Annotated in this window: 25 protein-coding genes; 17 read left to right on the top strand and 8 right to left on the bottom strand. The window is 57.1% G+C overall.

Features of this window, described 5'->3' with window-relative positions; translation table 11 throughout:
• Nucleotides 1-3 precede the first annotated feature (3 nt).
• Nucleotides 4-657, top strand: coding sequence for a YiaD family glycine zipper/OmpA-like lipoprotein (locus BVC71_RS01785; RefSeq protein WP_086449919.1), 654 nt, complete (start codon nucleotides 4-6; stop codon nucleotides 655-657).
• A 120-nt stretch (nucleotides 658-777) separates the two neighbouring features.
• On the opposite strand, the gene BVC71_RS01780 is transcribed toward BVC71_RS01785, so the two are convergent.
• The 5 genes from BVC71_RS01780 to BVC71_RS01760 all read right to left on the bottom strand — a co-directional run bounded on the left by BVC71_RS01780 (nucleotide 778) and on the right by BVC71_RS01760 (nucleotide 3,337).
• Nucleotides 778-1,350 (bottom strand): F0F1 ATP synthase subunit B, encoded by a 573-nt coding sequence (locus BVC71_RS01780; RefSeq protein WP_086449918.1) that lies wholly within the window; start codon nucleotides 1,348-1,350, stop codon nucleotides 778-780.
• A 4-nt stretch (nucleotides 1,351-1,354) separates the two neighbouring features.
• The gene (locus BVC71_RS01775) at nucleotides 1,355-1,882 is read right to left on the bottom strand and encodes a F0F1 ATP synthase subunit B' (RefSeq protein ID WP_086449917.1); all 528 of its coding nucleotides are present in this window, start codon (nucleotides 1,880-1,882) and stop codon (nucleotides 1,355-1,357) included.
• An 80-nt stretch (nucleotides 1,883-1,962) separates the two neighbouring features.
• Nucleotides 1,963-2,199 (bottom strand): F0F1 ATP synthase subunit C, encoded by a 237-nt coding sequence (locus BVC71_RS01770; RefSeq protein ID WP_067550029.1) that lies wholly within the window; start codon nucleotides 2,197-2,199, stop codon nucleotides 1,963-1,965.
• A 57-nt stretch (nucleotides 2,200-2,256) separates the two neighbouring features.
• The gene (locus BVC71_RS01765) at nucleotides 2,257-3,003 is read right to left on the bottom strand and encodes a F0F1 ATP synthase subunit A (protein ID WP_086449916.1); all 747 of its coding nucleotides are present in this window, start codon (nucleotides 3,001-3,003) and stop codon (nucleotides 2,257-2,259) included.
• A 1-nt stretch (nucleotide 3,004) separates the two neighbouring features.
• Complete coding sequence (locus BVC71_RS01760; protein WP_240516746.1) at nucleotides 3,005-3,337, bottom strand: AtpZ/AtpI family protein; 333 nt, start codon at nucleotides 3,335-3,337, stop codon at nucleotides 3,005-3,007.
• 227 nt (nucleotides 3,338-3,564) lie between these two features.
• Here BVC71_RS01760 and BVC71_RS01755 point away from each other — a divergent pair, with 227 nt between their 5' ends.
• Complete coding sequence (locus tag BVC71_RS01755; protein WP_165767701.1) at nucleotides 3,565-3,918, top strand: ArsR/SmtB family transcription factor; 354 nt, start codon at nucleotides 3,565-3,567, stop codon at nucleotides 3,916-3,918.
• Here the strand turns inward: BVC71_RS01755 and BVC71_RS01750 are convergent.
• Together BVC71_RS01750 and BVC71_RS01745 are read right to left on the bottom strand one after the other, a co-directional pair.
• Nucleotides 3,881-4,768 (bottom strand): DMT family transporter, encoded by an 888-nt coding sequence (locus BVC71_RS01750; RefSeq protein WP_338036446.1) that lies wholly within the window; start codon nucleotides 4,766-4,768, stop codon nucleotides 3,881-3,883. The genes BVC71_RS01755 and BVC71_RS01750 overlap by 38 nt on opposite strands.
• The gene (locus BVC71_RS01745) at nucleotides 4,759-5,634 is read right to left on the bottom strand and encodes a LysR family transcriptional regulator (protein ID WP_086449914.1); all 876 of its coding nucleotides are present in this window, start codon (nucleotides 5,632-5,634) and stop codon (nucleotides 4,759-4,761) included. The genes BVC71_RS01750 and BVC71_RS01745 overlap by 10 nt, the downstream gene beginning before the upstream one ends.
• Nucleotides 5,635-5,894: 260 nt before the next feature.
• On the opposite strand from BVC71_RS01745, the gene ffh reads away from it, so the two are divergent.
• From ffh to rpmE, 10 genes are all read left to right on the top strand, one after another.
• Nucleotides 5,895-7,409, top strand: coding sequence for a signal recognition particle protein (ffh, locus tag BVC71_RS01740; protein ID WP_086449913.1), 1,515 nt, complete (start codon nucleotides 5,895-5,897; stop codon nucleotides 7,407-7,409).
• 3 nt (nucleotides 7,410-7,412) lie between these two features.
• The gene (locus tag BVC71_RS01735) at nucleotides 7,413-7,922 is read left to right on the top strand and encodes a GNAT family N-acetyltransferase (protein WP_086449912.1); all 510 of its coding nucleotides are present in this window, start codon (nucleotides 7,413-7,415) and stop codon (nucleotides 7,920-7,922) included.
• On the top strand, nucleotides 7,923-8,219 hold the full coding sequence (locus BVC71_RS01730; RefSeq protein ID WP_086449911.1) for a chorismate mutase: 297 nt from the start codon (nucleotides 7,923-7,925) through the stop codon (nucleotides 8,217-8,219). It abuts the gene before it with no gap.
• Between the two features lie 41 nt (nucleotides 8,220-8,260).
• Complete coding sequence (gene rpsP, locus BVC71_RS01725; protein WP_086449910.1) at nucleotides 8,261-8,626, top strand: 30S ribosomal protein S16; 366 nt, start codon at nucleotides 8,261-8,263, stop codon at nucleotides 8,624-8,626.
• Between the two features lie 102 nt (nucleotides 8,627-8,728).
• A complete protein-coding gene (gene rimM, locus BVC71_RS01720; RefSeq protein ID WP_086449909.1) occupies nucleotides 8,729-9,241 on the top strand; it encodes a ribosome maturation factor RimM in 513 nt (170 codons plus the stop codon).
• The gene (locus BVC71_RS01715) at nucleotides 9,234-10,034 is read left to right on the top strand and encodes a hypothetical protein (RefSeq protein WP_086449908.1); all 801 of its coding nucleotides are present in this window, start codon (nucleotides 9,234-9,236) and stop codon (nucleotides 10,032-10,034) included. The genes rimM and BVC71_RS01715 overlap by 8 nt, the downstream gene beginning before the upstream one ends.
• A 20-nt stretch (nucleotides 10,035-10,054) precedes the next feature.
• Complete coding sequence (gene trmD / locus BVC71_RS01710) at nucleotides 10,055-10,861, top strand: tRNA (guanosine(37)-N1)-methyltransferase TrmD (protein WP_086449907.1); 807 nt, start codon at nucleotides 10,055-10,057, stop codon at nucleotides 10,859-10,861.
• Entirely contained in the window at nucleotides 10,858-11,316 is a 459-nt protein-coding gene (locus tag BVC71_RS01705; protein WP_086449906.1) for a DUF6998 domain-containing protein, read from the top strand. Before trmD ends, BVC71_RS01705 begins: the two co-directional genes overlap by 4 nt.
• A gap of 244 nt (nucleotides 11,317-11,560) precedes the next feature.
• Nucleotides 11,561-11,947: a 50S ribosomal protein L19 gene (rplS, locus tag BVC71_RS01700; RefSeq protein ID WP_086449905.1), complete on the top strand. Its 387-nt coding sequence runs from the start codon at nucleotides 11,561-11,563 to the stop codon at nucleotides 11,945-11,947.
• Nucleotides 11,948-11,959: 12 nt separating this feature from the next.
• A complete protein-coding gene (gene rpmE / locus BVC71_RS01695) occupies nucleotides 11,960-12,181 on the top strand; it encodes a 50S ribosomal protein L31 (protein ID WP_086449904.1) in 222 nt (73 codons plus the stop codon).
• A 107-nt stretch (nucleotides 12,182-12,288) separates the two neighbouring features.
• On the opposite strand, the gene BVC71_RS01690 is transcribed toward rpmE, so the two are convergent.
• Nucleotides 12,289-13,593 (bottom strand): DEAD/DEAH box helicase, encoded by a 1,305-nt coding sequence (locus tag BVC71_RS01690; protein ID WP_086449903.1) that lies wholly within the window; start codon nucleotides 13,591-13,593, stop codon nucleotides 12,289-12,291.
• Nucleotides 13,594-13,926: 333 nt separating this feature from the next.
• Here BVC71_RS01690 and BVC71_RS01685 point away from each other — a divergent pair, with 333 nt between their 5' ends.
• The 5 genes from BVC71_RS01685 (at nucleotide 13,927) to hypF (ending at nucleotide 20,716) form a co-directional block, all read left to right on the top strand.
• A complete protein-coding gene (locus BVC71_RS01685; RefSeq protein WP_086449902.1) occupies nucleotides 13,927-14,736 on the top strand; it encodes a division plane positioning ATPase MipZ in 810 nt (269 codons plus the stop codon).
• An 88-nt stretch (nucleotides 14,737-14,824) separates the two neighbouring features.
• Nucleotides 14,825-16,102: a sensor histidine kinase gene (locus BVC71_RS01680; RefSeq protein ID WP_086449901.1), complete on the top strand. Its 1,278-nt coding sequence runs from the start codon at nucleotides 14,825-14,827 to the stop codon at nucleotides 16,100-16,102.
• Nucleotides 16,102-17,094 (top strand): NADH-quinone oxidoreductase subunit B family protein, encoded by a 993-nt coding sequence (locus BVC71_RS01675; RefSeq protein ID WP_086449900.1) that lies wholly within the window; start codon nucleotides 16,102-16,104, stop codon nucleotides 17,092-17,094. Before BVC71_RS01680 ends, BVC71_RS01675 begins: the two co-directional genes overlap by 1 nt.
• Nucleotides 17,091-18,518 (top strand): nickel-dependent hydrogenase large subunit, encoded by a 1,428-nt coding sequence (locus BVC71_RS01670; protein ID WP_086449899.1) that lies wholly within the window; start codon nucleotides 17,091-17,093, stop codon nucleotides 18,516-18,518. The genes BVC71_RS01675 and BVC71_RS01670 overlap by 4 nt, the downstream gene beginning before the upstream one ends.
• A complete protein-coding gene (hypF, locus tag BVC71_RS01665; RefSeq protein ID WP_086449898.1) occupies nucleotides 18,518-20,716 on the top strand; it encodes a carbamoyltransferase HypF in 2,199 nt (732 codons plus the stop codon). The genes BVC71_RS01670 and hypF overlap by 1 nt, the downstream gene beginning before the upstream one ends.
• The last annotated feature ends 172 nt before the right edge of the window (nucleotides 20,717-20,888 follow it).

The raw sequence follows: 20,888 nt of genomic DNA, 5'->3' as shown, positions 1-20,888 counted from the left end.
ATTATGATTGCTCGTACTTCGCTTGCTTTTGCGACCGTAGCGTTGGTTGGTGTTTCGGCATGTACCATGACCGACCCAAACAACCCAAACCGTAACACCCAGACCGGCGCTGTTGTTGGTGCTGGCCTTGGCGCTCTCGTCGGGATCGCATCTGGTGACAACGTCGAAGAACGCCGCCGCAACGCTATTTTGGGCGCTGCTATCGGTGGTGGTTTGGGCGCTGTTGGCGGCGCAAGCCTAGACAAACAAGAGGCAGAGCTGCGTTCGCAACTTGGTAACCAAGCGTCTATCGTGAACACTGGCGAACAGCTGATCGTGACGATGCCACAGGACATCCTGTTCGCAACCGACAGCGCCACACTAACCGGTGCGCTACAAAACGACCTGTTTACCGTTGCGCGTTCGATCAACGCCTATCCGAACACCACCGTTCAGGTTGTCGGCCACACCGACAACACAGGCGCTGCATCCTATAACCAACAGCTGTCTGTACGCCGTGCACAGGCTGTGACCTCGGTTCTGATCAACGCTGGCGTGCCGGCAAACCGCATTCAGGCCTTTGGCCGCGGCGAAGACGCACCTGTAGCTGACAACCTGACGCCAACAGGCCGCGCACAGAACCGCCGCGTGGAAATCGTCATCATCCCGAACGGTTAATCAGACCCTTCGCCAAAACATCGGCCGTCCCTTTTGGGGCGGCCTTTTTTATGGGACCGAACAAACGAAAAACCCCGCTGGGCGAACCAACGGGGTCATTCAAATCGGAGCGACCGAACCTTAGTGCAGTTTTGCGTCTACGGTTGCGATTGCGTCGTCGATCAGTTTGTTTGCCGAAGCAGCGGTCATCTGCTTTGCCACAACGTCACGTGCTGCAGAAACAGCTACGTTGATTGCGCTGTCGCGAACTTCGCGCACGGCCGAAGCTTCGGCGTTTGCGATCTGTTCTTGTGCAGCAGTCAGACGGCGCTGAACGGATTCAGCAATGTCCAGTTTCGCTTGAGCAGCAGCCTTTTCAGCTTCTTCTTTTGCGGTTGCAACGATACGTGCGGATTGTTCCTGCACTTCTTGTTGCTTGCGCTCGTAAGATGCCAGCAGGGCTTGAGCTTCTTCGCGAATGGCTTTGGCTTCGTTCAGTTCCTTGCTGATCGAGTCAGCGCGGCCATCCAGCATTTCGCCGATTTTGCCAGGAACCTTAAAGTAGACCAAAACACCAACGAACAGCAAAAACGCCAGCGTTACGATCAGATCACTGTTCGACAGCGAATAGAAATCTGCCGAAAATGGGTTCTTGCTAGCGGCCAATGCAGGCTGCGCCATCAAAGCAAAAGCAGGGATCAGAAACTTTTTCATAATCTCAGCCTTTCACTTGTTCAGCGACAGCAGCGTCAATCGCTTTGTCGTCAGCTTTACCGCCCATCGCAGCGACCAGTTCCGCAGCCGTAGCCTTGGCAACTTCGGAAACGCTATTCAGTGCGTTTGCGCGGATTTCAGCAATTGCCTTTTCGCCTTCGGCAGCTTTGGCAGAGATTTGCTCGTCTGCTTTTGCCATCTCGGCTTTCAGGTCTTCCTGAATTTGCGCTTTGGTTTCGTCAACGATGCGGGATGCTTCTGCACGGGCGTCGGCCAGCGCTTTGTTGTATGCCTGTTCGGCCTCAACAGCTTTGGCTTTCAGCTCTTCAGCAGCAGCAAGATCGTTAGTGATCGTTCCGGACCGCTCTGCCAGAACCGCGCTGATGCGCGGCAGTGCAATGCGGGACAGCACGAAGTAGATCACGACGAGCGTGACCAGAAGCCAGAAAATCTGGTTCGAAAAGGTCGATGGATCCAGCTGCGGCATTGCTGCGCCGCCACCGTGTTCGACCGCTGTGGTAGTGTCTGCCATCTCGTCTCTCTCCGTCGGACCCTAGTTAATATCGGGGGCGCAGGATCTGCGCGCCCCGACCGTAAGGATGCGTCAGATGATTAGACTGCGAACATCAGCAGCAGAGCAACCAGGAACGAGAAGATGCCCAGTGCTTCTGCGAATGCCAGACCGATGAACAGAGTTGCGGTCTGCGATGCAGCTGCCGAAGGGTTGCGCAGAGCGCCCGACAGGTAGTTTGCAGCAACGTTACCAACACCGATAGCTGCCAAGCCGGAACCGATTGCGCCCAGGCCAGCACCGATGAACTGACCCAATTGTGCGATATTGCCTTCCATGATTGTATCTCCTTACGATGGAATTGGCTGGATAGTGAATTCAGACTTGCGGTTATCTTAGTGCGCTGGGTGCAGCGCATCTTTCAGATAGATGCAGGTCAGAATGGTGAATACATACGCTTGGATGCCTGCAACCAGAACTTCCAGGCCATAGACTGCTGCGATAGCAACAACCGACAGCGGAGCAACAGCTGCGATAGCGGCGAAACCTGCGAACACTTTGATCATTGCGTGGCCTGCGGTGATGTTACCGGCAAGACGGATCGAGTGGCTGACAGGGCGTACGAAGTAGGAAATAACCTCGATCACGGCGATGATCGGACGCAGCGCCATTGGCGCTTCGGATGGCCAGAACAGGCCCAAGAAGCCAGCGCCGTTTTTCACGAAACCGATCACGGTCACGATGATGAACACGCCAAAGCCCAGAACAGCCGTTACTGCGATGTGCGAGGTTGTCGTGAACGACATTGGCAGCAGGCCAAGGAAGTTCGCAAAGAAGATGAACAGGAAAACAGTGAAGATGTATGGGAAATACTTCACGCCGTCGTGGCCGGCGATGTCTTCAACCATTTTGTAGATGAAACCGTAGAACAGTTCGCCGATCGACTGGCTGCGCGATGGTACGATCGCACGACCGCGGCTGCCCAGAACGAACAGACCGACAACGCACAGAACAGCCAGCGCCATCCACAGTGTTACATTGGTGATCGTGTACCAGTGCACTTCGGTGCCGCCAAACAGTGGCTTCACGATGAATTGGTCAAACGGCTTGATTACGATTTCGCCTGGTGCTGCGTCTGCCACGTCACTTTTCCCCGTTTTTGCCGGACTCTTTGTCCAACAGTTGCGTCTGTAGTTCCTGAGCAGAGCCAATCACGGTTTTCACCCCGGCGGCAAAGCCCAGCAAAATGAAAATCACCAGGAATATCGGCTTGGTGCCAAAAGCGTAGTCCAATCCGTACCCGATGACGAAACCGATCAATAGACCGGCCACTAGTTCGGTAACCATCCGCCACGCGTGTTGCGCTTGGGAATAGTCTTTCTTCATGTGGTGGCTTTCGGACGTTTCCGCCTTGGCCTCTTCGATCCGTTTTTCCAGAGCCTTCAATCGATCCTGATCTTTAGGTTCTGTAGTCACGTTTCGCCCCACATTCGGTTGGCGCCTTGCTATGGCGAGATGGGCAATGAGTCAACAACCCGTGAACACGAAATTGTCGCACCTTAACCCACTGATAAATATAACCTTTCACAAACACCAAGGTTATCCACAATCGGTCAAGCCGCGCCAAACGCCCTGATTGGGCCCCAAATGCGTTATTCAACCAATCGGTTGACCTTTTGCGCGGGGTGTCATTTATCGCTGTTATGGCTGCATCACTTGATACCATCTTTATGGCTTTGGCCGACCCTACCCGCCGCAGGATCCTGTCCATGCTGCTAGAGGACGATATGGCCGTCACGGACGTAGCCGAACCGTTTGACGTGTCGCTAGCCGCGATTTCCAAACACCTGACCGTTTTGGCGGATGCGGGGTTGATTTCGCAGGAAAAACGGGGCCGCGTGAAATGGTGCAAACTGGAACCCGACGCCCTGCGCGAAGCTAGCGTTTGGATGCAGGGCTTTGGTCAGATGGACGAACTGGATTTGGACGCGTTCGAACAGTTCCTTGCGTCCGAAGGCGTCATTCCCGAAGAAGAAGCAGAAGCGCAAGCAGAGTAAGTCCCACCCCTGCCAGCACGATGACAGGCGGCAGATACCCGTGGCGGACCATTTCCCACACAATCACCCAAGACGGCACCAAATAAGTGTAGGCCATCACCTTGGACGACGGCAGGCGCATTGCGGCGAATAATAATAGCAGTGACGAAAGCGACGTCGCAAACACCGCGATATATATTAGCGTGACCCAAACCAACGGACGCAGCGCGGCCCAATCGGTCGCCATCAGATCATTCCAGGCGTAAATCGTGATCAAAACCGCCGAAGTCAAAAGCGTGCCGAACGTATACGTGATCACGGGCGTGCCGAAATTCCATCGGCGGGCAAAGGGCGTATAGAATGCGTGGCTGACAACCCCGATGAAATAGATCGCTTCGCCTTTGCCGATCTGAAACGCCATCAGCGCGTCGATATCCCCGCGAAAGATAACCCAGATCGCCCCCGCCCCGCCAAAGGCCAGAGCTATCGCGATCCGCCGCGACACGACCTGCTGCACGATAAAGATGCCAAAGATCGCCGCCAAAATCGGGGTCAGCGTGAAAACAGCAGACGCATTAACGGGCGGCGCGGTTTTCAGACCCACGAACATCAGCACGAAATAGGCCACATACATGGACCCTAGGCCCAGATAGCGCCACGGTTTGGCAAAATGTTCGCGACCCGCGTTGCCCTGATATATCGCTATCGCACCTAATATAATCGCCGCGATCCAGAACCGGATCGCATTGAACGCCGTTGGCGCGATATCATTCGCGACACTACCGCCCAGCGAAAAAGACCCCGCCACGACGAACGAAAATAGCAACATCGCGGCGTGGCCCTGCATCTGGGCCGATAGTTTTAGTCCCAAGTGCCAGCCTGCTCTTTCAAGAATGACAGGAACTGTTTGACCTTTGGTGTACGGTGCAAGTCAACATGCGTCACCAGCCATAGATCGGCCGACCATTCGTCGCGTGCATCCATGACTTTGACGATACCCGGCATCATCGGGACTTCGTATGTCGGCAAAAACCCGATGCCGGCCCCTGCCGCGATTGCATCGCGCATCGAACGGTTATCCATCGTGCGATAGACAATCCGATCCAACGGCACCTTGCTCATCAGCCACTGATGGAACGGCGCACGGCTGGCGTCGTCGTCGTGGCTAACGAAGTCGTGGTTCACCAAATCTTCGTCTGACGTCGGCATGCCTTTGCGATCAATATAGGATTGGGACGCGACCATTGCGGTCCGTTGGTTAATGAACTTTTGCACGACGTTATCAGGCTGATCTGGTGCGGCGCCCGCGCGGATCGCGACATGGGCTTCGCCGTATTCCAGGCGGAACAGACGGTCACCTGTTAGATAGCGCACCCGCAAATCAGGGTTAGCTTGTTGGAATTTCACCAACACTGGCGTCAGCATCGTGGAAAAAGACGCCAAGGATGTAACAGTCAGATCGCCCGACACGCCATCGCCCTGACCGCGCAGTCGCGCGCCCAATTGGCTAAACTGATCATCGGTGGCTTGGGCGACCTTTAACAGATCATTGCCAGCTTCGGTCGGGTTGTATCCGCGCGCGTGCCGTTGAAACAGTTTTACGCCCAGACGTTGCTCCAGCGCGTCGATATGACGAATGACTGTTGCATGGTGTACGCCCAAAACATCTGCGGCGCCGCTAACCGTGCCCAATCGCGCAACTTGATATGCGGTGCGCACTTCGTCCCAATGATCCATCACAATCGGCCTCTTTTCTGAATTGGCTCTAATCTATGCGCTTTGCCAGCACCCGCAAGAGCCCATGCTGGCTTGACTCAAATGTGATACGGGCGTAACAGACCCCCAAATCCCCCGGAAGCCGAGTCTTCCGGTCCCTTCCCTATATGGGGGGATCGCCGTCCATCAGCGCGTTGCGCCCATGGGCGCGATTGTGGTTTGAGCGGTCGGCACCTATCTGTCGGTCATGTGAGTTATACAGGTCTTTGGAGGGCCATGGCATGTTTGAAAATCTATCCGAACGCCTTGGCGGGGTCTTTGACCGTCTGACGAAACAGGGCGCGCTGTCCGCTGATGATGTAAAAACCGCCCTACGCGAAGTACGCGTTGCCCTGCTAGAGGCTGACGTTTCCCTGCCTGTCGTCCGGTCGTTCATCAAATCCGTTGAATCCAAAGCCACTGGCAGCGCGGTCACCAAATCGATCACGCCCGGCCAGCAGGTTGTGAAAATCGTTCACGACGAACTGATTTCGGTTCTGTCCGGCGACGAAGGCGACGACCGCCTAAAGGTCGACACCCCACCTGCGCCGATCCTGATGGTTGGTCTGCAAGGTTCGGGTAAAACCACCACCACCGCGAAATTGGCCAAACGTTTCAAAGAACGTGACGGCAAACGCGTGCTGATGGCATCGCTGGACGTTAACCGCCCTGCGGCGATGGAACAGCTGGCGATCTTGGGTCAGCAAATCGGCGTCGACACCCTGCCGATCGTCAAAGGCGAAGACCCCGTAGCCATTGCGAAACGCGCGAAAACACAGGCGTCGCTGGGTGGCTATGACATCTATATGCTAGATACCGCGGGTCGTTTGCACATCGATGCCGAACTGATCCAACAGGCCGCAGATGTCCGCGACGTTGTGAACCCGCGTGAAACCCTGCTGGTTGTTGACGGCCTGACAGGTCAGGACGCCGTGAACGTAGCGACCGAATTCGACGACAAAATCGGCGTGTCGGGCGTAGTTCTGACCCGTATGGACGGTGACGGCCGTGGCGGTGCGGCGCTATCGATGCGCGCGATCACCGGCAAACCGATCCGTTTCGTAGGTCTGGGCGAAAAACTGGACGCGATCGAAACCTTCGAAGCAGAACGTATCGCAGGCCGCATTCTGGGCATGGGCGACATCGTTGCGCTGGTTGAAAAGGCGCAGGCGACGCTAGAGGTCGAACAGGCCGAACGCATGATGAAACGGTTCCAGAAAGGCCGTTTCAACATGAACGACCTGAAAATGCAGCTGGAACAGATGATCAAGATGGGCGGCATGGACAGCCTGATGGGCATGATGCCCGGCATGGCGAAACACGCTGGCAAGATCAAAGAGGCTGGCTTTGACGACATCATGCTGCGTCGCCAGATCGCGCTGATCAATTCCATGACCAAAAAAGAACGCGCCAACCCTGAACTGATGCAGGCCAGCCGCAAAAAACGCGTTGCCAAAGGCGCAGGCCTAGAGGTGTCGGAACTGAACAAACTGCTGAAACAGCAGAAACAGATGGCCGACGTCATGAAAAAGATGGGCAAAATGGGCAAAGGCGGCGCGCTGAAACAGGCTGTAAAACAGATGTTCGGCAAAGGCGGAATGCCCGAAGGCATGCCCGACATGAACGACCCAAAGGCAATGGAACAAGCGGCCAAAGCATTGGGCGGCAAACTGCCCGGTCTGGGTGGCGGCATGCCTGGCATGGGCGGAATGGGCGGCCTACCGGGCGGTCTGTCCGGCTTTGGGAAAAAGAAATAATCGATGGAAACCATCGAAACCCAGCGCCTTATTCTGCGCGAACCCAAACTTTCGGACATCGACACTGCGATCGAATTTTTCATGTCCGACCGCGCTGCCGGTATCGGCGGCCCGCTGGACTATGGTCGGGCGTGGCGGATGTTTGCGACAGAATGCGGTCACTGGGCGATGTTGGGCCATGGCATGTGGATCGTCACCCGCAAAGGCGACGACACCCCATTGGGCATGATCGGCCCATGGACGCCGGGTGACTGGCCTGAAAACGAAATTGGCTGGACCATTTGGGATCCAAATCTAGAAGGCACAGGCATCGCAACCGAAGCCGCCGCCGCCGCCATCGATCACGCATGGCGCGTTCTGGATTGGGATACGATGGTCAGCTATGTGGGCATCGGCAACACCCGTTCCGCCCGTCTGGCAGAAAAGCTAGGCGCAGTTCTGGATGAAACCGCCGCCCAACCCGAAGGCAAAGCCGTTTGGGTGTATCGCCACCCGAAACCAGAGGATCTGTAAATGACCGACACCGTTGAAAAAGCTGCCGCTCTGCTGCGCGGCCACCGCGAAAGCATCGACCGTCTGGATGCGATCCTTGTGTTTACCTTGGCCGAACGTTTCAAACACACCCAAGCGGTGGGCGTTCTAAAGGCTGAAAACGAACTTCCTCCGTCTGATCCCGTGCGCGAAGAGGCACAGATCAAACGGTTGACCGACCTTGCGGAACAGGCCGATCTGGACCCTGAATTCGCTAAGAAATTCCTGAATTTCGTCATTCAGGAAGTGATCCAACACCACAAACAACACCAATCCTAACGGCGCTGCGCCGTTACCACGCCATTCAAGGAGATTAACCCATGGCTATGAAAATCCGTCTCGCTCGCGGTGGTTCGAAAAAACGCCCTCACTACGCAGTTGTTGCAGCTGACTCGCGCATGCCACGCGACGGCCGTTTCATCGAAAAACTGGGCACCTACAACCCACTGCTGGCAAAAGACAGCGAAGACCGCGTTCAGCTGAACATGGAACGCGTTCAGTACTGGCTGGACCAAGGCGCACAGCCTACCGACCGTGTATCGCGTTTCCTAGAAGCTGCAGGCGTTGTTGCTAAGAAAGAGCGCAACAACCCGAAAAAAGCTGTTCCAGGCAAAGCTGCACAGGAACGCGCTGCTGCAAAAGCTGAAAAAGCTGCTGCCGCTGCAGAAGAAGCTGCTGAAGAATAATCAGCACAGACCGTTCGGCCCCACGCGGGCCGAACGGTTTCCTATTGATTTTGTGGCTGTTTTGCCAAATCTTAACCCCAAGATTTCGCCAAGGAGCCTACCATGACTGACCGTGTGATCGTTGGTGCAATTGCTGGTGCCTTTGGTGTCAAAGGCGAAGTGCGCCTGAAATCCTACTGCACCAATCCAGAAGATATCGCCGAATACACGCCTCTTTACACCGAAGACGGCCGCGCATTTCCCGTGATCGTCCTGACTGGCATGACCAAAAACGGCCTGACCGCACGGATGGACGGCATCGTGACGAAAGAGGACGCCGACGCGTTAAAAGGCACATCGCTCTATGCCGAACGCCATGTCTTGCCGACGCTGCCTGACGACGAATTCTACCACGCCGACCTGATCGGGCTAGAGGTGTTCGACACCGGCGGCACCCTGCTGGGCGCAGTGCGCGCGGTGCAAAACCACGGCGCGACCGATCTGCTAGAGGTGCACAAGGCAGGATACAAAACCACGATCCTACTGCCGTTTACCATGGCGAACGTGCCGACTGTGGATCTGACCGCGGGCCGCATCATCGCCGATCCGCCCGAAGGTTTGTTCCCAGATGCCTAAACCGCGCCGGATTTTACTGCACCCCGGATTTCACAAAACGGGCACCAGTTCGATCCAGCATTTCTTTTGGCTCAACCGCGATCTGATCCACGAACGCGCGCATCTGTTCATGCTGCGCCATATGAAACCTGCGACCCAGATCGCGCACCGCTATTCACGCACGGGTAACCCGCTAGAGCTTGCCGATCTGGTGGACCGCCTGACAGACGTTTTTGCAGAAACGCCCGACGATGACCGCGATATTCTAATCAGTTGCGAAGCGTTGTGCGGCCACCTACCCGGCTGGCCCAAAGTCGACACCTATGTCGCAGCGCCTGTTATCATCGACTACACCGCCGAATTTCTAAAGGACCGGTTCCAGACCAAACACCTAGAAATCGTTCTGACAACGCGCGGCGCAGATGATTGGCTTTTCTCAGCCTACCGTCACCACCTGAAAGGCCAGCGTTTGACGCTGGACTGGGATGACTATCGCACCCGCTATGCCGCATCTACGGATTTTGCCCCTGTGTTTTCCCAACTGCGCGGCGCATTGGGCGACTGCGTGACAGACCTGCCGCTGGAACACTCCCAAACCCACGCCTTTGGTCCGGGCGGGGCGCTGCTGAACCTATTTGGCTGGACCGATCTGACGGGATTTACCCCTGTTGGGCGCGGCAATCAGGGGCCAGAGCAGTCGCTGTGGTCCGAATTCCTAACGCTCAACCGATCTGACCTATCCGATGACGCCCTGCGCGATGCCAAAGATACGTTGGCACAAAAGGCCCAGCTTGGCGGCTGGCGCAGGACCTGAATTTTGCTTATGACGCTGACATGACCGACGATACCCCAAAACCCCGCGCTCTTGGCCGCAAGGTTATTCGCCCGACACTGAAACCGACCGATCTGTTGACGGAAAAACCCGAATGGGTCGGCACGTGGACGGCGCAAATCATCACGCTGATGCCTGATGCCTTTCCAGGCGTTCTGGGCGAAAGCCTGACGGGCCGCGCGTTGAAAGACAGCAAATGGGCGCTGCGCACGATCAATTTGCGCGATTTCGGGGTCGGCAAACATAAAAACGTCGATGATACGCCTGCGGGCGGCGGCGCGGGCATGGTCATCCGCCCCGACGTTCTGGACGACGCGATCCAGCACGCGGGCCAATTTGCGCGCGGGAATATGCCTCTGATCTACCTGTCGCCACGCGGCAAACGGTTTGATCAGGCGATGGCGCGTGAATGGGCGTCTTATGACGGTCTGACCATGATTTGTGGCCGTTTCGAAGGCATCGACCAACGCGTGATCGACGCCTACCGCATCCAAGAGGTATCGCTAGGCGATTTCGTCATGACAGGCGGGGAATTGGCGGCCCAAGCCATGATCGACGCCACCGTCCGCCTGATCCCCGGCGTGCTGGGCAACGCCGAAAGCATCGAGGACGAAAGCCATTCCAACGGCCTGCTGGAACACCCCCAATACACCCGCCCGCAAACGTGGCGCGGATTAGAAATCCCCGAAGTCCTCACCTCTGGCCACCACGGCAACATCGAAAAATGGCGTAGGGAGAAGGCCGAGGACCTGACCAAAGAACGTCGGCCTGACATGTGGGAAAGCTATAAGTCTACGGACCCCAAATGACCGCTGATTGGGCAATTGTTAAAGAACAATTGGACGCGATCTATAGCGCCTGCGAAAAATTAGAACAAATGTTCGAAGGTCGCAGTTTTCGGCCTGATGGGCACCTTGTCGGCAGCATTGGCGAGGCAATCGCAGCTTATGCCTTTGAATTAGATTTGGTCACTGCATCGAACAAAGGGTTTGATGCAGTCAGCCCATCGGGCGTGCAGGTTGAAATCAAGTTCACCCAAATAGATCGCGTCGCTCTCAGACACGAACCCCAACACCTAATCGTTATCCAACGGACCCCGCGCAACTCTGCTATATTGGCCTATAACGGCCCAGGTTCATTGGTTTGGGACAACTGCAGCACCATGCAAAAAAATGGACAGCGATCAATTGGGATTTCCAAGTTGCGTGCAATTGATGTCCCTGTGGAAATGCAACTAGCCCAAGTCCGAAAACTCCCCATCTAATCCTTGCCCCCTGCCCCCCAATCGCCTATACGCGCGGTGTCTAGGGTATCTTTGATTCCACTAGACCTTTTTCTATTGCCTTACGCGGTTTTCTTCGGGCGCGGATTTGGCGGTGGGAAATGAACCAAAGCAACACGACCTGAACCCTCTGGCGGGCACTGCGGTGAACCCGAAAGAAGACCAAGAGCTCTGGGGACGTAAGAAACTTTGTGGGACTAACCACAAGCATTGATAGGAGCATCAGATGGATCTGATCGCACAAATCGAAGCGGAACAAATCGCTTCTCTGGGTAAAAACATCCCAGATTTCAAAGCGGGTGACACCATCCGCGTTGGTTACAAAGTAACCGAAGGTTCGCGTAGCCGTGTTCAGAACTACGAAGGCGTTTGCATCAGCCGTAAAAACGGTTCGGGCATTGCTGGTTCGTTCACCGTTCGCAAAATCTCGTTCGGCGAAGGCGTAGAGCGCGTATTCCCACTGTACTCGACCAACATCGAAACCATCGAAGTTGTACGTCGTGGTAAAGTACGTCGCGCGAAACTGTACTACCTGCGTTCGCGTCGCGGTAAATCGGCACGTATTGCCGAGCAGACCAATTACAAGCCGCTGAACAACGGCGCAGACGCGTAAGGAGACGGCGAGATGAAAAAAGACATCCACCCAGATTACCACTTCATCGAAGTAAAAATGACCGACGGTTCGACCGTTGTGATGAAATCCACTTGGGGCAAAGAAGGCGAAATGCTGGCTCTCGACATCGACCCATCCGTGCACCCAGCATGGAACGGTGGTTCGTCGCGTCTGATGGACCAGGGCGGCCGTGTATCCAAGTTCAAAAACAAATACGCAGGTCTGGGCTTCTAATCCCATTCCTTACGGATTTAACGGAAACGCCGCGCAGGTTTTGCGCGGCGTTTTTGTTTTGTCTGGGCGTATAAAAAAACGCAGGCCGCGGGGCCTGCGTTTTGATTTTATCCGTTGCTGCGTTTTTGCTGCGGTTTACGGCGACGCTGACCGCCGTTTGGTTTGGCCGCTGGCGCTGCGCCTTGGGGTTTGCCGTCACGCGGTTTGCCGCGACCACGGCCACCGCCGCCCCCGCCTTTGCCGAAACGACGACCGCCGCCGCGTTTTGGTGCAGGCTCGTCCGTTTCCCACGGACGACCCGACGCCACAGGGATCGACGCCTTGAGCGTTTTTTCGATGTCGCGCAGTTCGGACATTTCGTCAGGTGCACAGAACGCAATCGCCGCGCCATCCGCGCCCGCACGTGCGGTACGGCCGATGCGGTGAACGTATTGATCAGGCACGTTTGGCAGTTCGTAGTTATAAACGTGTTTCACGCCCGGAATGTCGATGCCGCGTGCCGCCACATCGGTTGCTACCAGAATACGCACTTTGCCAGCTTTGAAATCCTTGATCGCGCGATCACGCTGACCTTGGGATTTGTTGCCGTGGATCGCGGCAACGGCAAAGCCTTTGCTGTCCAGAATACGAGCCAGTTTTTCCATGCCATGTTTGGTGCGGCCAAAAACCAGCGCCAGTTCATCGCGGTGTTGGTCCAGCAGTTCAATCAGCAGGTCAACTTTGGCCGCTTTGGCGATGAAATGGACAGACTGGTCGATCTTTTCCGCCGCTTGGCCCGGAGGGTTAACCTGAATACGGACAGGGTTGTTCAGATAGCTGGCAGCGATTTCCGACATCTGCTTTGGCATGGTCGCCGAAAACAGCATGGTTTGACGTTCGGCTGGCAGCATGGTCGCGATTTTGCGCAGCGAATGGATGAACCCTAGGTCCAGCATCTGGTCGGCTTCGTCTAGTACCAGAAATTCGGTGTCGGACAGGGTCACAGCGCCGCGGTCGATCAGGTCCAGCAGACGGCCCGGGGTCGCCACCAGAACGGCGGTGCCTTTTTCCAGACGGCGTGCCTGACCCGAAATGCCAGCGCCGCCAACGACCAGAACCGTTTTCAGGTGCGTGTCTTTGGAAAACGCCGCAAGGCTATCGGCGATCTGTTTCGCCAATTCACGGGTTGGGGCCAAAATCAGCGCACGTGCGGTTTTGGGTTTGTTTTTGGTGCCGTTTTTCAACAGCGCGTCCAGCATAGGCAGACCAAAAGCAGCGGTTTTACCGGTGCCGGTTTGTGCTAGACCCATCACGTCTTTGCCGTTCATGGCGTGCGGGATGGCTTGGGCCTGAATGGGGGTCGGTTCGGTGATACCCATTTCGGCAAGTTTATTGATCAGGCGGGGGGCCAGCCCCAGCATATCGAAATCCATAATAATCCTGTTCCGCGCCACGCAATGCGGGCGCTATTGGCCGGCGAACCGGCGTTGCAAGAGTTGCGCGGGTCGCTCGCATCGGGCCGAATGCCATAATGCCGGAACTGCGCGGCCCCTTGCGTGATGTTGGGAACCTGTTGGGATACTGCGTTGCGCCCTATTTATCGGCGCAGACCTCACGCGGGTCGGCATGTATCGTGTGCTGCACATGCAGCATTTCACTGCACAAGTCAATGGGGCAATCATCCACAGGAAATCGCGCTTTGGCGTCTTTTCCTTACCCATAGTCGGCCATATAGTGCCGATAACAAACAACATTGGGGTAGTCGCGTGGCGCATATTATTGTCGTCGGTAACGAAAAAGGTGGGGCCGGAAAATCCACTGTTTCCATGCATGTGGCCACAGCGCTGGCCCGTATGGGGCACAAAATCGGCGCGATTGATCTGGACCTGCGTCAGAAATCCATGGGCCGCTATCTGGATAACCGCGCGAAATTCGCGGAATCCGAAGGCCTGGATTTGGCGATGCCGCAATATCGCGATCTGCCAGAAATAGACCAATCCCAACTGGAACCAGGTGAAAACGCGTTCGACCGCCGCCTGTCGATGGCGGTCGCGGATCTGGAACAGTCCTGCGATTTCATCCTGATCGACTGCCCTGGATCGCACACACGGCTTAGCCAAGTTGCCCATTCGCTGGCGGATACGCTGATCACGCCGCTGAACGACAGCTTTGTTGATTTCGACCTACTGGCGCATATCAAATCGGACGGAGAAACCATCACAGGCCCGTCCGTCTATTCCGAAATGGTCTGGAGCGCCCGACAGCTGCGCGCTCAGGCTGGCCTAAAACCGATCGACTGGATCGTTGTGCGCAACCGCTTGGGCGCACAGGCCATGGTCAACAAACAAAAGATGGAAGCCGCGCTGGCGAAACTGTCCAAACGCATCGGTTTCCGCACCGCGCCCGGTTTCAATGAACGCGTGATTTTCCGCGAATTGTTCCCGCGCGGCCTGACTTTGTTGGACCTGCGCGATGTGGGTGTGACCAACCTGAACATTTCGAATCTGGCAGCCCGTCAGGAATTGCGCGAACTGATCAAAGAACTGAATCTGCCGGGCGTGACCCCCGATTTCTGATCTAGCTGATTGATCAACAACCAAAAGTGGTTACGTTAGTCACCCAGAGGAGCCTAACGTGACCCACGATCCATCCATCTCTGCTGGTATGGCCGATGTTTCAGACGAAACATGGGTGGATGTGATGCGCGCTGTCGACAGGACCTATGCGGAACTGGTCGACTATCAAACCCAGCTAGAGGCGCGAAACGCCGAACTGGACGAAATGCGCAGCTTTATGGCGTCCGTTTTCGCATCAGTATCGGACGTTTTGATCGTTGTTGACCGCTATGGCACCGTGGAACAGGCCGCAGGATCATTCGAGGCGCTGTTGGGCATCCGCCCCGCCGACGTGCAGGGCCAGCCCCTATCGACCATCGGAAATGACCCGCGCCTGCATGACGCCGTCAAAAGTGTGATCCATACCCGCATGGCCGCCCGCGCGGAAATTGACCTACCCACGCCCGACGGCCCCACCCCGCTGGACATGTCCATCGCACCCCGTTTTGGCGACCGCGGCAAAAGTCTGGGCGCAGTTCTGATTGGTCGCCCCGTTGGGGAACTGCGTCATGCGTATTCAGAGCTTGAGGACAGCCACCGCGCCCTGCAAGAGGCGCAGACCCATCTGGTGCGCAACGAAAAACTGGCATCACTTGGCCGACTGCTGGCGGGCGTTGCGCATGAACTGAACAACCCAATTTCGTTCGTTTACGCCAACACCCACGCGCTGGAAAAATACGTATCCCGTTTCGTCACCTATTTCGAAGCCGTCGAAAACGGCGCGTCCCGTCAGGACCTGATCGCCCTGCGCCAAGACCTGCGACTGGGCCGCGAATTATCGAATATGCGCACCGCGATTGATGGCGCCCGTGATGGCGCGGAACGCGTGCGCGACATCGTCGAAGATTTGCGCAGGCTATCGGCGGACGGCACGGGCGATTTTGCGCCCTTTGATCTGGTCGAAACCACCCGCGTTGCCACTCATTGGGTCGTGCGCGGCATGAAAAGCCACGCACCGATCCACACCGAAATGCCGCTAAAACTGACCGCGATGGGGCGTGACGGGCATATCCAACAGGTGATCATGAACCTTGTCCAAAACGCGCTGGACGCTGTCGAAGGCATGGACGGCGCCGAAATCCACATTCGTGCGGGCCAACGCGGCGACATGGTATTTGTCGAGGTCGCAGACAACGGCCCCGGCATTGGCCCTGATATTGCGCAATCCATTTTCGACCCGTTCTTTACCACCAAACCCGTTGGCAAAGGCACGGGGCTGGGCCTGTCCATTTCCCACAAAATCGCCGAAGAGCATGGCGGAAATCTGGCGCTGATCCCATCGGACAAAGGCGCCTGTTTCCGGCTGAGCCTAAAAGGGGGCAATTGATGAAAGTCCTATGGCTTCAGGCCTCTGGCTGCGGCGGCTGCACTATGTCGCTGCTGTGCGCGGAAAATCCCAATGTGTTCGATCTGCTGGGCTCGGCTGGAATCGAATTCGTCTGGCACCCTGCCCTGTCCGTCGAAACGGGACACGAGGTCCGCGCGCTATTGGACGACATCGAACAGGGCCGCACCCAGATTGATATCTTATGCGTCGAAGGCGCGATCGCACGCGGCCCGCGCAACACGGGCAAATACCAAATGCTGTCGGGTACGGGCCGTTCCCTGCTGGACTGGGTGACATCGCTGGCCCCGCGCGCAAAACACGTGGTGGCTGTGGGCAGCTGTGCGGCCTATGGCGGTGTGACGACGGCGGGCGGCAATCCGTCCGATGCTGTTGGTCTGCAATTCGACGGATCGCATCAGGGCGGGATTTTCGACGCCGATTTCCGTGCGCACGGCGGGCTGCCCGTCATCAACATCTCTGGCTGTCCGATGCACCCCGATTGGGTCACCGAAACGTTCCTGATGCTGGCCGATAACAGCCTAACCGCCGCTGATCTGGACGGAATGGGCCGCCCCCGTTTATTTGCCGATCATCTGGTGCATCACGGCTGTTCAAAAAACGAATTCTACGAATACAAGGCCTCTGCCCGAGAGCTAAGCCAGATCGGCTGCATGATGGAACATCTGGGCTGTGTTGGGACCCAAGCCGTGGGCGATTGCAACATCCGCCCGTGGAACGGATCAGGATCGTGTACGCGCGGCGGATATCCCTGCATTAACTGCACCGCCCCCGAATTCGAAGAACCGCGCCATAGCTTTACCGAAACGCCTAAAATCGCGGGCATTCCCGTGGGCCTGCCCACCGACATGCCCAAAGCGTGGTTCATGGCGCTGGCGTCCCTGTCCAAGGCCGCGACACCCAACCGCATCGCCACAAACGCCGAAAGCGACCGGATCGACGTGCCTCCAACCTTGCGTGTACCCAAATCATGACCGACCGAAATTTGCTTGTTGGCCCCTTCAACCGTGTCGAAGGCGACCTAGAGGTCCGTCTAGACGTCCGCGATGGCGCAGTCGCGGCGGCCTACACCAATTCGCCGCTGTTTCGCGGGTTTGAAATGATGATGCTGGGTAAAGACCCACGCGACGCGCTGACCATCACGCCGCGCATTTGCGGGATCTGTTCGATCAGCCAATCGGCGGCGGCGGCATTTGCGCTGGCGGATGCGGCTTGGGCAGAAATGCCCGATCAGGGGATGTTGATCGCGGCGATCCTGCATGCGGTCGAAAACCTTGCCGATCACCTGACCCATTTCAACCTTTTCTTCATGCCCGATTTCGCCCGCCCCGTTTACGCGGACCGCACGTGGCACGATCAGGCCGTCGCGCGGTTCACAGCACAACAGGGCTCCGCCGCCCGCGACGCTGTTACTGCCCGCGCCGAACTGCTGCATATCGTCGGCCTATTGGGCGGCAAATGGCCCCACACATTGGCGATCCAACCCGCCGGCGTGACCAAAGCGCCCACCCTGTCTGACAAAGTCCGCATTCAAACCGCGCTACGCAGTTGCCGCCGATATCTGGAAACCACCTTGTTCGGCGCGCCAACGGAACAGTTTGCCGCGCTTAGCGCACGCGACAGCCTGATGGACTGGACGGCTGGGGACGCGGGCCTGTTTTTAAGAATAGCCGCAGATACTGGGCTGGATGATATCGGAATGGGACCTGGGCGTTTCATGTCCTTTGGCGCCTATCCTCTGCCCGGAAAACGTGCCTTTGCGGCGGGTATGTGGGATGGAGGACTGCATGACGTCGACACCGCCCAAATCACCGAAGATATCAGTCACGCGTGGATGCTGGGCGAAACGGCCCACCCCGCTGATGGGCGCACAGCCCCTGATGAGGACATGCGCGACGATGCCTACAGCTGGTGTAAGGCTCCGCGACTGAACGGGCAGACCATCGAAACGGGGGCCTTTGCCCGTCAGATCATCGATGGCAATCCGCTGGCCCGTGATTTGGCAGATCGTCCATCGGCCATGGCCCGCGTTGTTGGCCGCCTGATCGAAATCGCACGCACCCAAATGTTGCTAGAGGATTTGGCCGCGCAAATTGACCCAAAGGATCGTTTTATGGGTCACTGGGACATGCCTAAATCGGGCCAAGGCCAAGGGCTGGTCGAAGCCGCCCGTGGCGCCTTGGGCCATTGGACAAAGTTCGATAATGGCAAGATCACGGGCTATCAGATCATCGCCCCCACCACTTGGAATTTCGGCCCACGCGATGCGGCAGGCAACCCCGGCCCGTTAGAGGCGGCGCTGGTCGGCGCGCCCGTTGGCGACGGCGAAGAAACCCCCATCGCCGTGCAGCACATCGTGCGCAGCTTTGACCCTTGTATGGTGTGCACGGTCCACTGATGGCGTTTCAAATCCGCATTCGGGGCCAAGTCCAAGGCGTCGGGTTTCGGCCCTTTATCTGGCAGCTCGCCCAGCGTTTTGGCATTGAAGGGGACGTGCGCAACGATGCCGAAGGCGTATTGATCCGTTGCGTCTGCGTCGATGATGGGTTTCTGAATGCGATACGGGCGGAAACTCCTCAGCTAGCGCGGATCGACGCGGTTGAGGTGTCAGAGATTGATGCGGCATTGGGAAAAGGGTTTACCATCGCCCAAAGTGGCGCAAAAGGTGCAGAAACACGCGTAACGCCGGATGCAGCCACCTGCCCCGATTGCGTCACGGAAATCCGCAGCGCGGGTCGCAGGCACGGATATGCCTTTACCAATTGCACACATTGCGGGCCGCGTTTCACGATATTGAAACAGCTGCCCTATGATCGTGCGCAAACGTCCATGGCAACATTCGACATGTGCGATGATTGCGCCGCCGAATATGGCAATCCTGCTGACAGGCGGTTTCACGCACAGCCCATCGCCTGCCCTGCGTGCGGGCCGCATGTCTTGATCGAACCAGCGGCAGTGGACCCAATCGCCGATGCTGCGCGCCGATTGTTGGACGGGCAAATCATCGCGATCAAAGGTTTGGGCGGGTTTCACCTGTGTTGTGACGCGACCAATCCCGACGCCATTGCAGAATTGCGCCGTCGCAAACATCGCCCGACCAAACCACTGGCGCTGATGGGACCCATCGACGTGATCGAAACCTATGCGCGGATCAGCGATTCAGCCCGTGAATTGATCAGCGACCCAGCCGCCCCGATTGTGTTGTTGAACAAGGCCGCGCCGCTGCCAGACGGCCTTGCACCCGGTCAGACGCAGTTGGGATGGATGCTGCCCTATACGCCGCTCCACCACTTGATATTGGACGCGATCCAGCGCCCGCTGGTCATGACGTCTGGTAACCTGTCGGGTGAACCGCAGGTCATCGGCAATGACGAAGCGCGCGAAAAGCTAGGCCAATTTGCCGATGCCTTTGTCATGCATAACCGTGACATTCAGCGGCGGCTGGATGATAGCGTCGAACGGGCCGATCCGCCGATGGTTCTGCGCCGCGCGCGAGGGCGTGTGCCGGGGACATTTCCGCTCCCCCCCGGCTTTGAACAATCAAAGCCCATCATTGCATACGGCGGGCAGATGAAGTCCGCGATCTGTTTGACGAAAAACGGGCAGGCTTTGTTGGGTCACCACATGGGCGACCTGGACGATCTGCTATGCGGGATCGAATTTGAAAAGGCCGTTGCGGATTATTCAGCCCTGTTCGATCATTCCCCTGCTTTCGCGGCTGTTGACGCCCATGCGGGATATCGATCGACCCAATTTGCGCAGACCCAAAGCGTAGAGCAGATCGAGGTGTGGCACCACCACGCCCATATGGCGGCCTGCATGGGCGAAAACCTATGGCCGCTGGACGGCGGCAAAGTCGTTGGGCTGATCATGGACGGTACAGGGCTGGGCCCTGATGGCACGCTATGGGGCGGTGAAATATTGCTGGGCGACTATCGTGGATTTGACCACATGGGCGGTCTTTCCCCTGCGCCATTGGCGGGCGGCGATATGGCGGCGCGTGAACCATGGCGAAACGCGATGGTGCGGCTGGATCAGGCGGGGCTGTCCGACTGGGCCGATAATCTATTCCCCAACGCGCCTAGGGATATTTTGCGCCACGCGGTGGCAAAGGGCCTGAACGCGCCGATGTCATCCAGCGCCGGACGCCTGTTTGATGCTGTCGCTGCGGTGTTAGGGATCTGCCCGATGGGTCAGTCATTCGAAGGCGAAGCCGCGATGCGGCTAGAAGCACTGATCGATCCAGCCGAAAAGCACGGATATGCGTTTCGGGTCAGCAACCGACAGATTGATCCTGCGCCGATCTGGCAGCAGATCAACGATGACCTGCGCGCAGATACCTCGCGCGAAAAAATTGCCGCACGGTTCCATCTGGGGCTGGCGAAGGTTTTTGCCGCACAGGCGCGAGACTTGGTTCAATCGGGCCAAGCACAGGCAATCGCATTGTCGGGTGGATGTTTTCAAAACGCAGCGCTTTTGCAGATGGTTTGCAATGCTTTGGACGACCTACCCGTTCTGATTCATCGCCGTATCCCTGCCAATGATGGCGGGTTGGCCTTTGGTCAGGCAATGATTGCAGCGGCGAAAACCATCTAACCATCCAGACAGAAAGTCGGTTAGCAAACAACCGCTTGCAGCCGCAGCAACACCCCCATAACCCATTGAATTAAATACTGTATCCCATTGTATGCGATAACCGCCACAATGCGGTATTCTTACCGCTGCCTCCCCCGCATTTTTAGAAACACAATGCCCTTAGTGCGTCCGC

The sequence above is a fragment of the Marivivens niveibacter genome (assembly GCF_002150005.2).
Taxonomy (GTDB): Bacteria; Pseudomonadota; Alphaproteobacteria; order Rhodobacterales; family Rhodobacteraceae; genus Marivivens; species Marivivens niveibacter.
This window is presented reverse-complemented; position numbering and strand designations above follow the sequence as displayed.

Bases quoted from the DNA above. Each gene is read 5' to 3' on its own strand.
- BVC71_RS01770 (WP_067550029.1), bottom strand. From the start codon at position 2,199: ATGGAAGGCAATATCGCACAATTGGGTCAGTTCATCGGTGCTGGCCTG.
- BVC71_RS01715 (WP_086449908.1), top strand. From the start codon at position 9,234: ATGCCTAAACCGCGCCGGATTTTACTGCACCCCGGATTTCACAAAACG.
- BVC71_RS01675 (WP_086449900.1), top strand. From the start codon at position 16,102: ATGAAAGTCCTATGGCTTCAGGCCTCTGGCTGCGGCGGCTGCACTATG.
- BVC71_RS01680 (WP_086449901.1), top strand. From the start codon at position 14,825: ATGGCCGATGTTTCAGACGAAACATGGGTGGATGTGATGCGCGCTGTC.
- rpmE (WP_086449904.1), top strand. From the start codon at position 11,960: ATGAAAAAAGACATCCACCCAGATTACCACTTCATCGAAGTAAAAATG.
- rpsP (WP_086449910.1), top strand. From the start codon at position 8,261: ATGGCTATGAAAATCCGTCTCGCTCGCGGTGGTTCGAAAAAACGCCCT.
- BVC71_RS01785 (WP_086449919.1), top strand. From the start codon at position 4: ATGATTGCTCGTACTTCGCTTGCTTTTGCGACCGTAGCGTTGGTTGGT.
- BVC71_RS01705 (WP_086449906.1), top strand. From the start codon at position 10,858: ATGACCGCTGATTGGGCAATTGTTAAAGAACAATTGGACGCGATCTAT.
- BVC71_RS01670 (WP_086449899.1), top strand. From the start codon at position 17,091: ATGACCGACCGAAATTTGCTTGTTGGCCCCTTCAACCGTGTCGAAGGC.
- BVC71_RS01755 (WP_165767701.1), top strand. From the start codon at position 3,565: ATGGCTGCATCACTTGATACCATCTTTATGGCTTTGGCCGACCCTACC.
- hypF (WP_086449898.1), top strand. From the start codon at position 18,518: ATGGCGTTTCAAATCCGCATTCGGGGCCAAGTCCAAGGCGTCGGGTTT.
- ffh (WP_086449913.1), top strand. From the start codon at position 5,895: ATGTTTGAAAATCTATCCGAACGCCTTGGCGGGGTCTTTGACCGTCTG.
- BVC71_RS01690 (WP_086449903.1), bottom strand. From the start codon at position 13,593: ATGGATTTCGATATGCTGGGGCTGGCCCCCCGCCTGATCAATAAACTT.
- rimM (WP_086449909.1), top strand. From the start codon at position 8,729: ATGACTGACCGTGTGATCGTTGGTGCAATTGCTGGTGCCTTTGGTGTC.
- rplS (WP_086449905.1), top strand. From the start codon at position 11,561: ATGGATCTGATCGCACAAATCGAAGCGGAACAAATCGCTTCTCTGGGT.
- BVC71_RS01745 (WP_086449914.1), bottom strand. From the start codon at position 5,634: ATGGATCATTGGGACGAAGTGCGCACCGCATATCAAGTTGCGCGATTG.
- trmD (WP_086449907.1), top strand. From the start codon at position 10,055: ATGACCGACGATACCCCAAAACCCCGCGCTCTTGGCCGCAAGGTTATT.
- BVC71_RS01730 (WP_086449911.1), top strand. From the start codon at position 7,923: ATGACCGACACCGTTGAAAAAGCTGCCGCTCTGCTGCGCGGCCACCGC.
- BVC71_RS01735 (WP_086449912.1), top strand. From the start codon at position 7,413: ATGGAAACCATCGAAACCCAGCGCCTTATTCTGCGCGAACCCAAACTT.
- BVC71_RS01780 (WP_086449918.1), bottom strand. From the start codon at position 1,350: ATGAAAAAGTTTCTGATCCCTGCTTTTGCTTTGATGGCGCAGCCTGCA.
- BVC71_RS01775 (WP_086449917.1), bottom strand. From the start codon at position 1,882: ATGGCAGACACTACCACAGCGGTCGAACACGGTGGCGGCGCAGCAATG.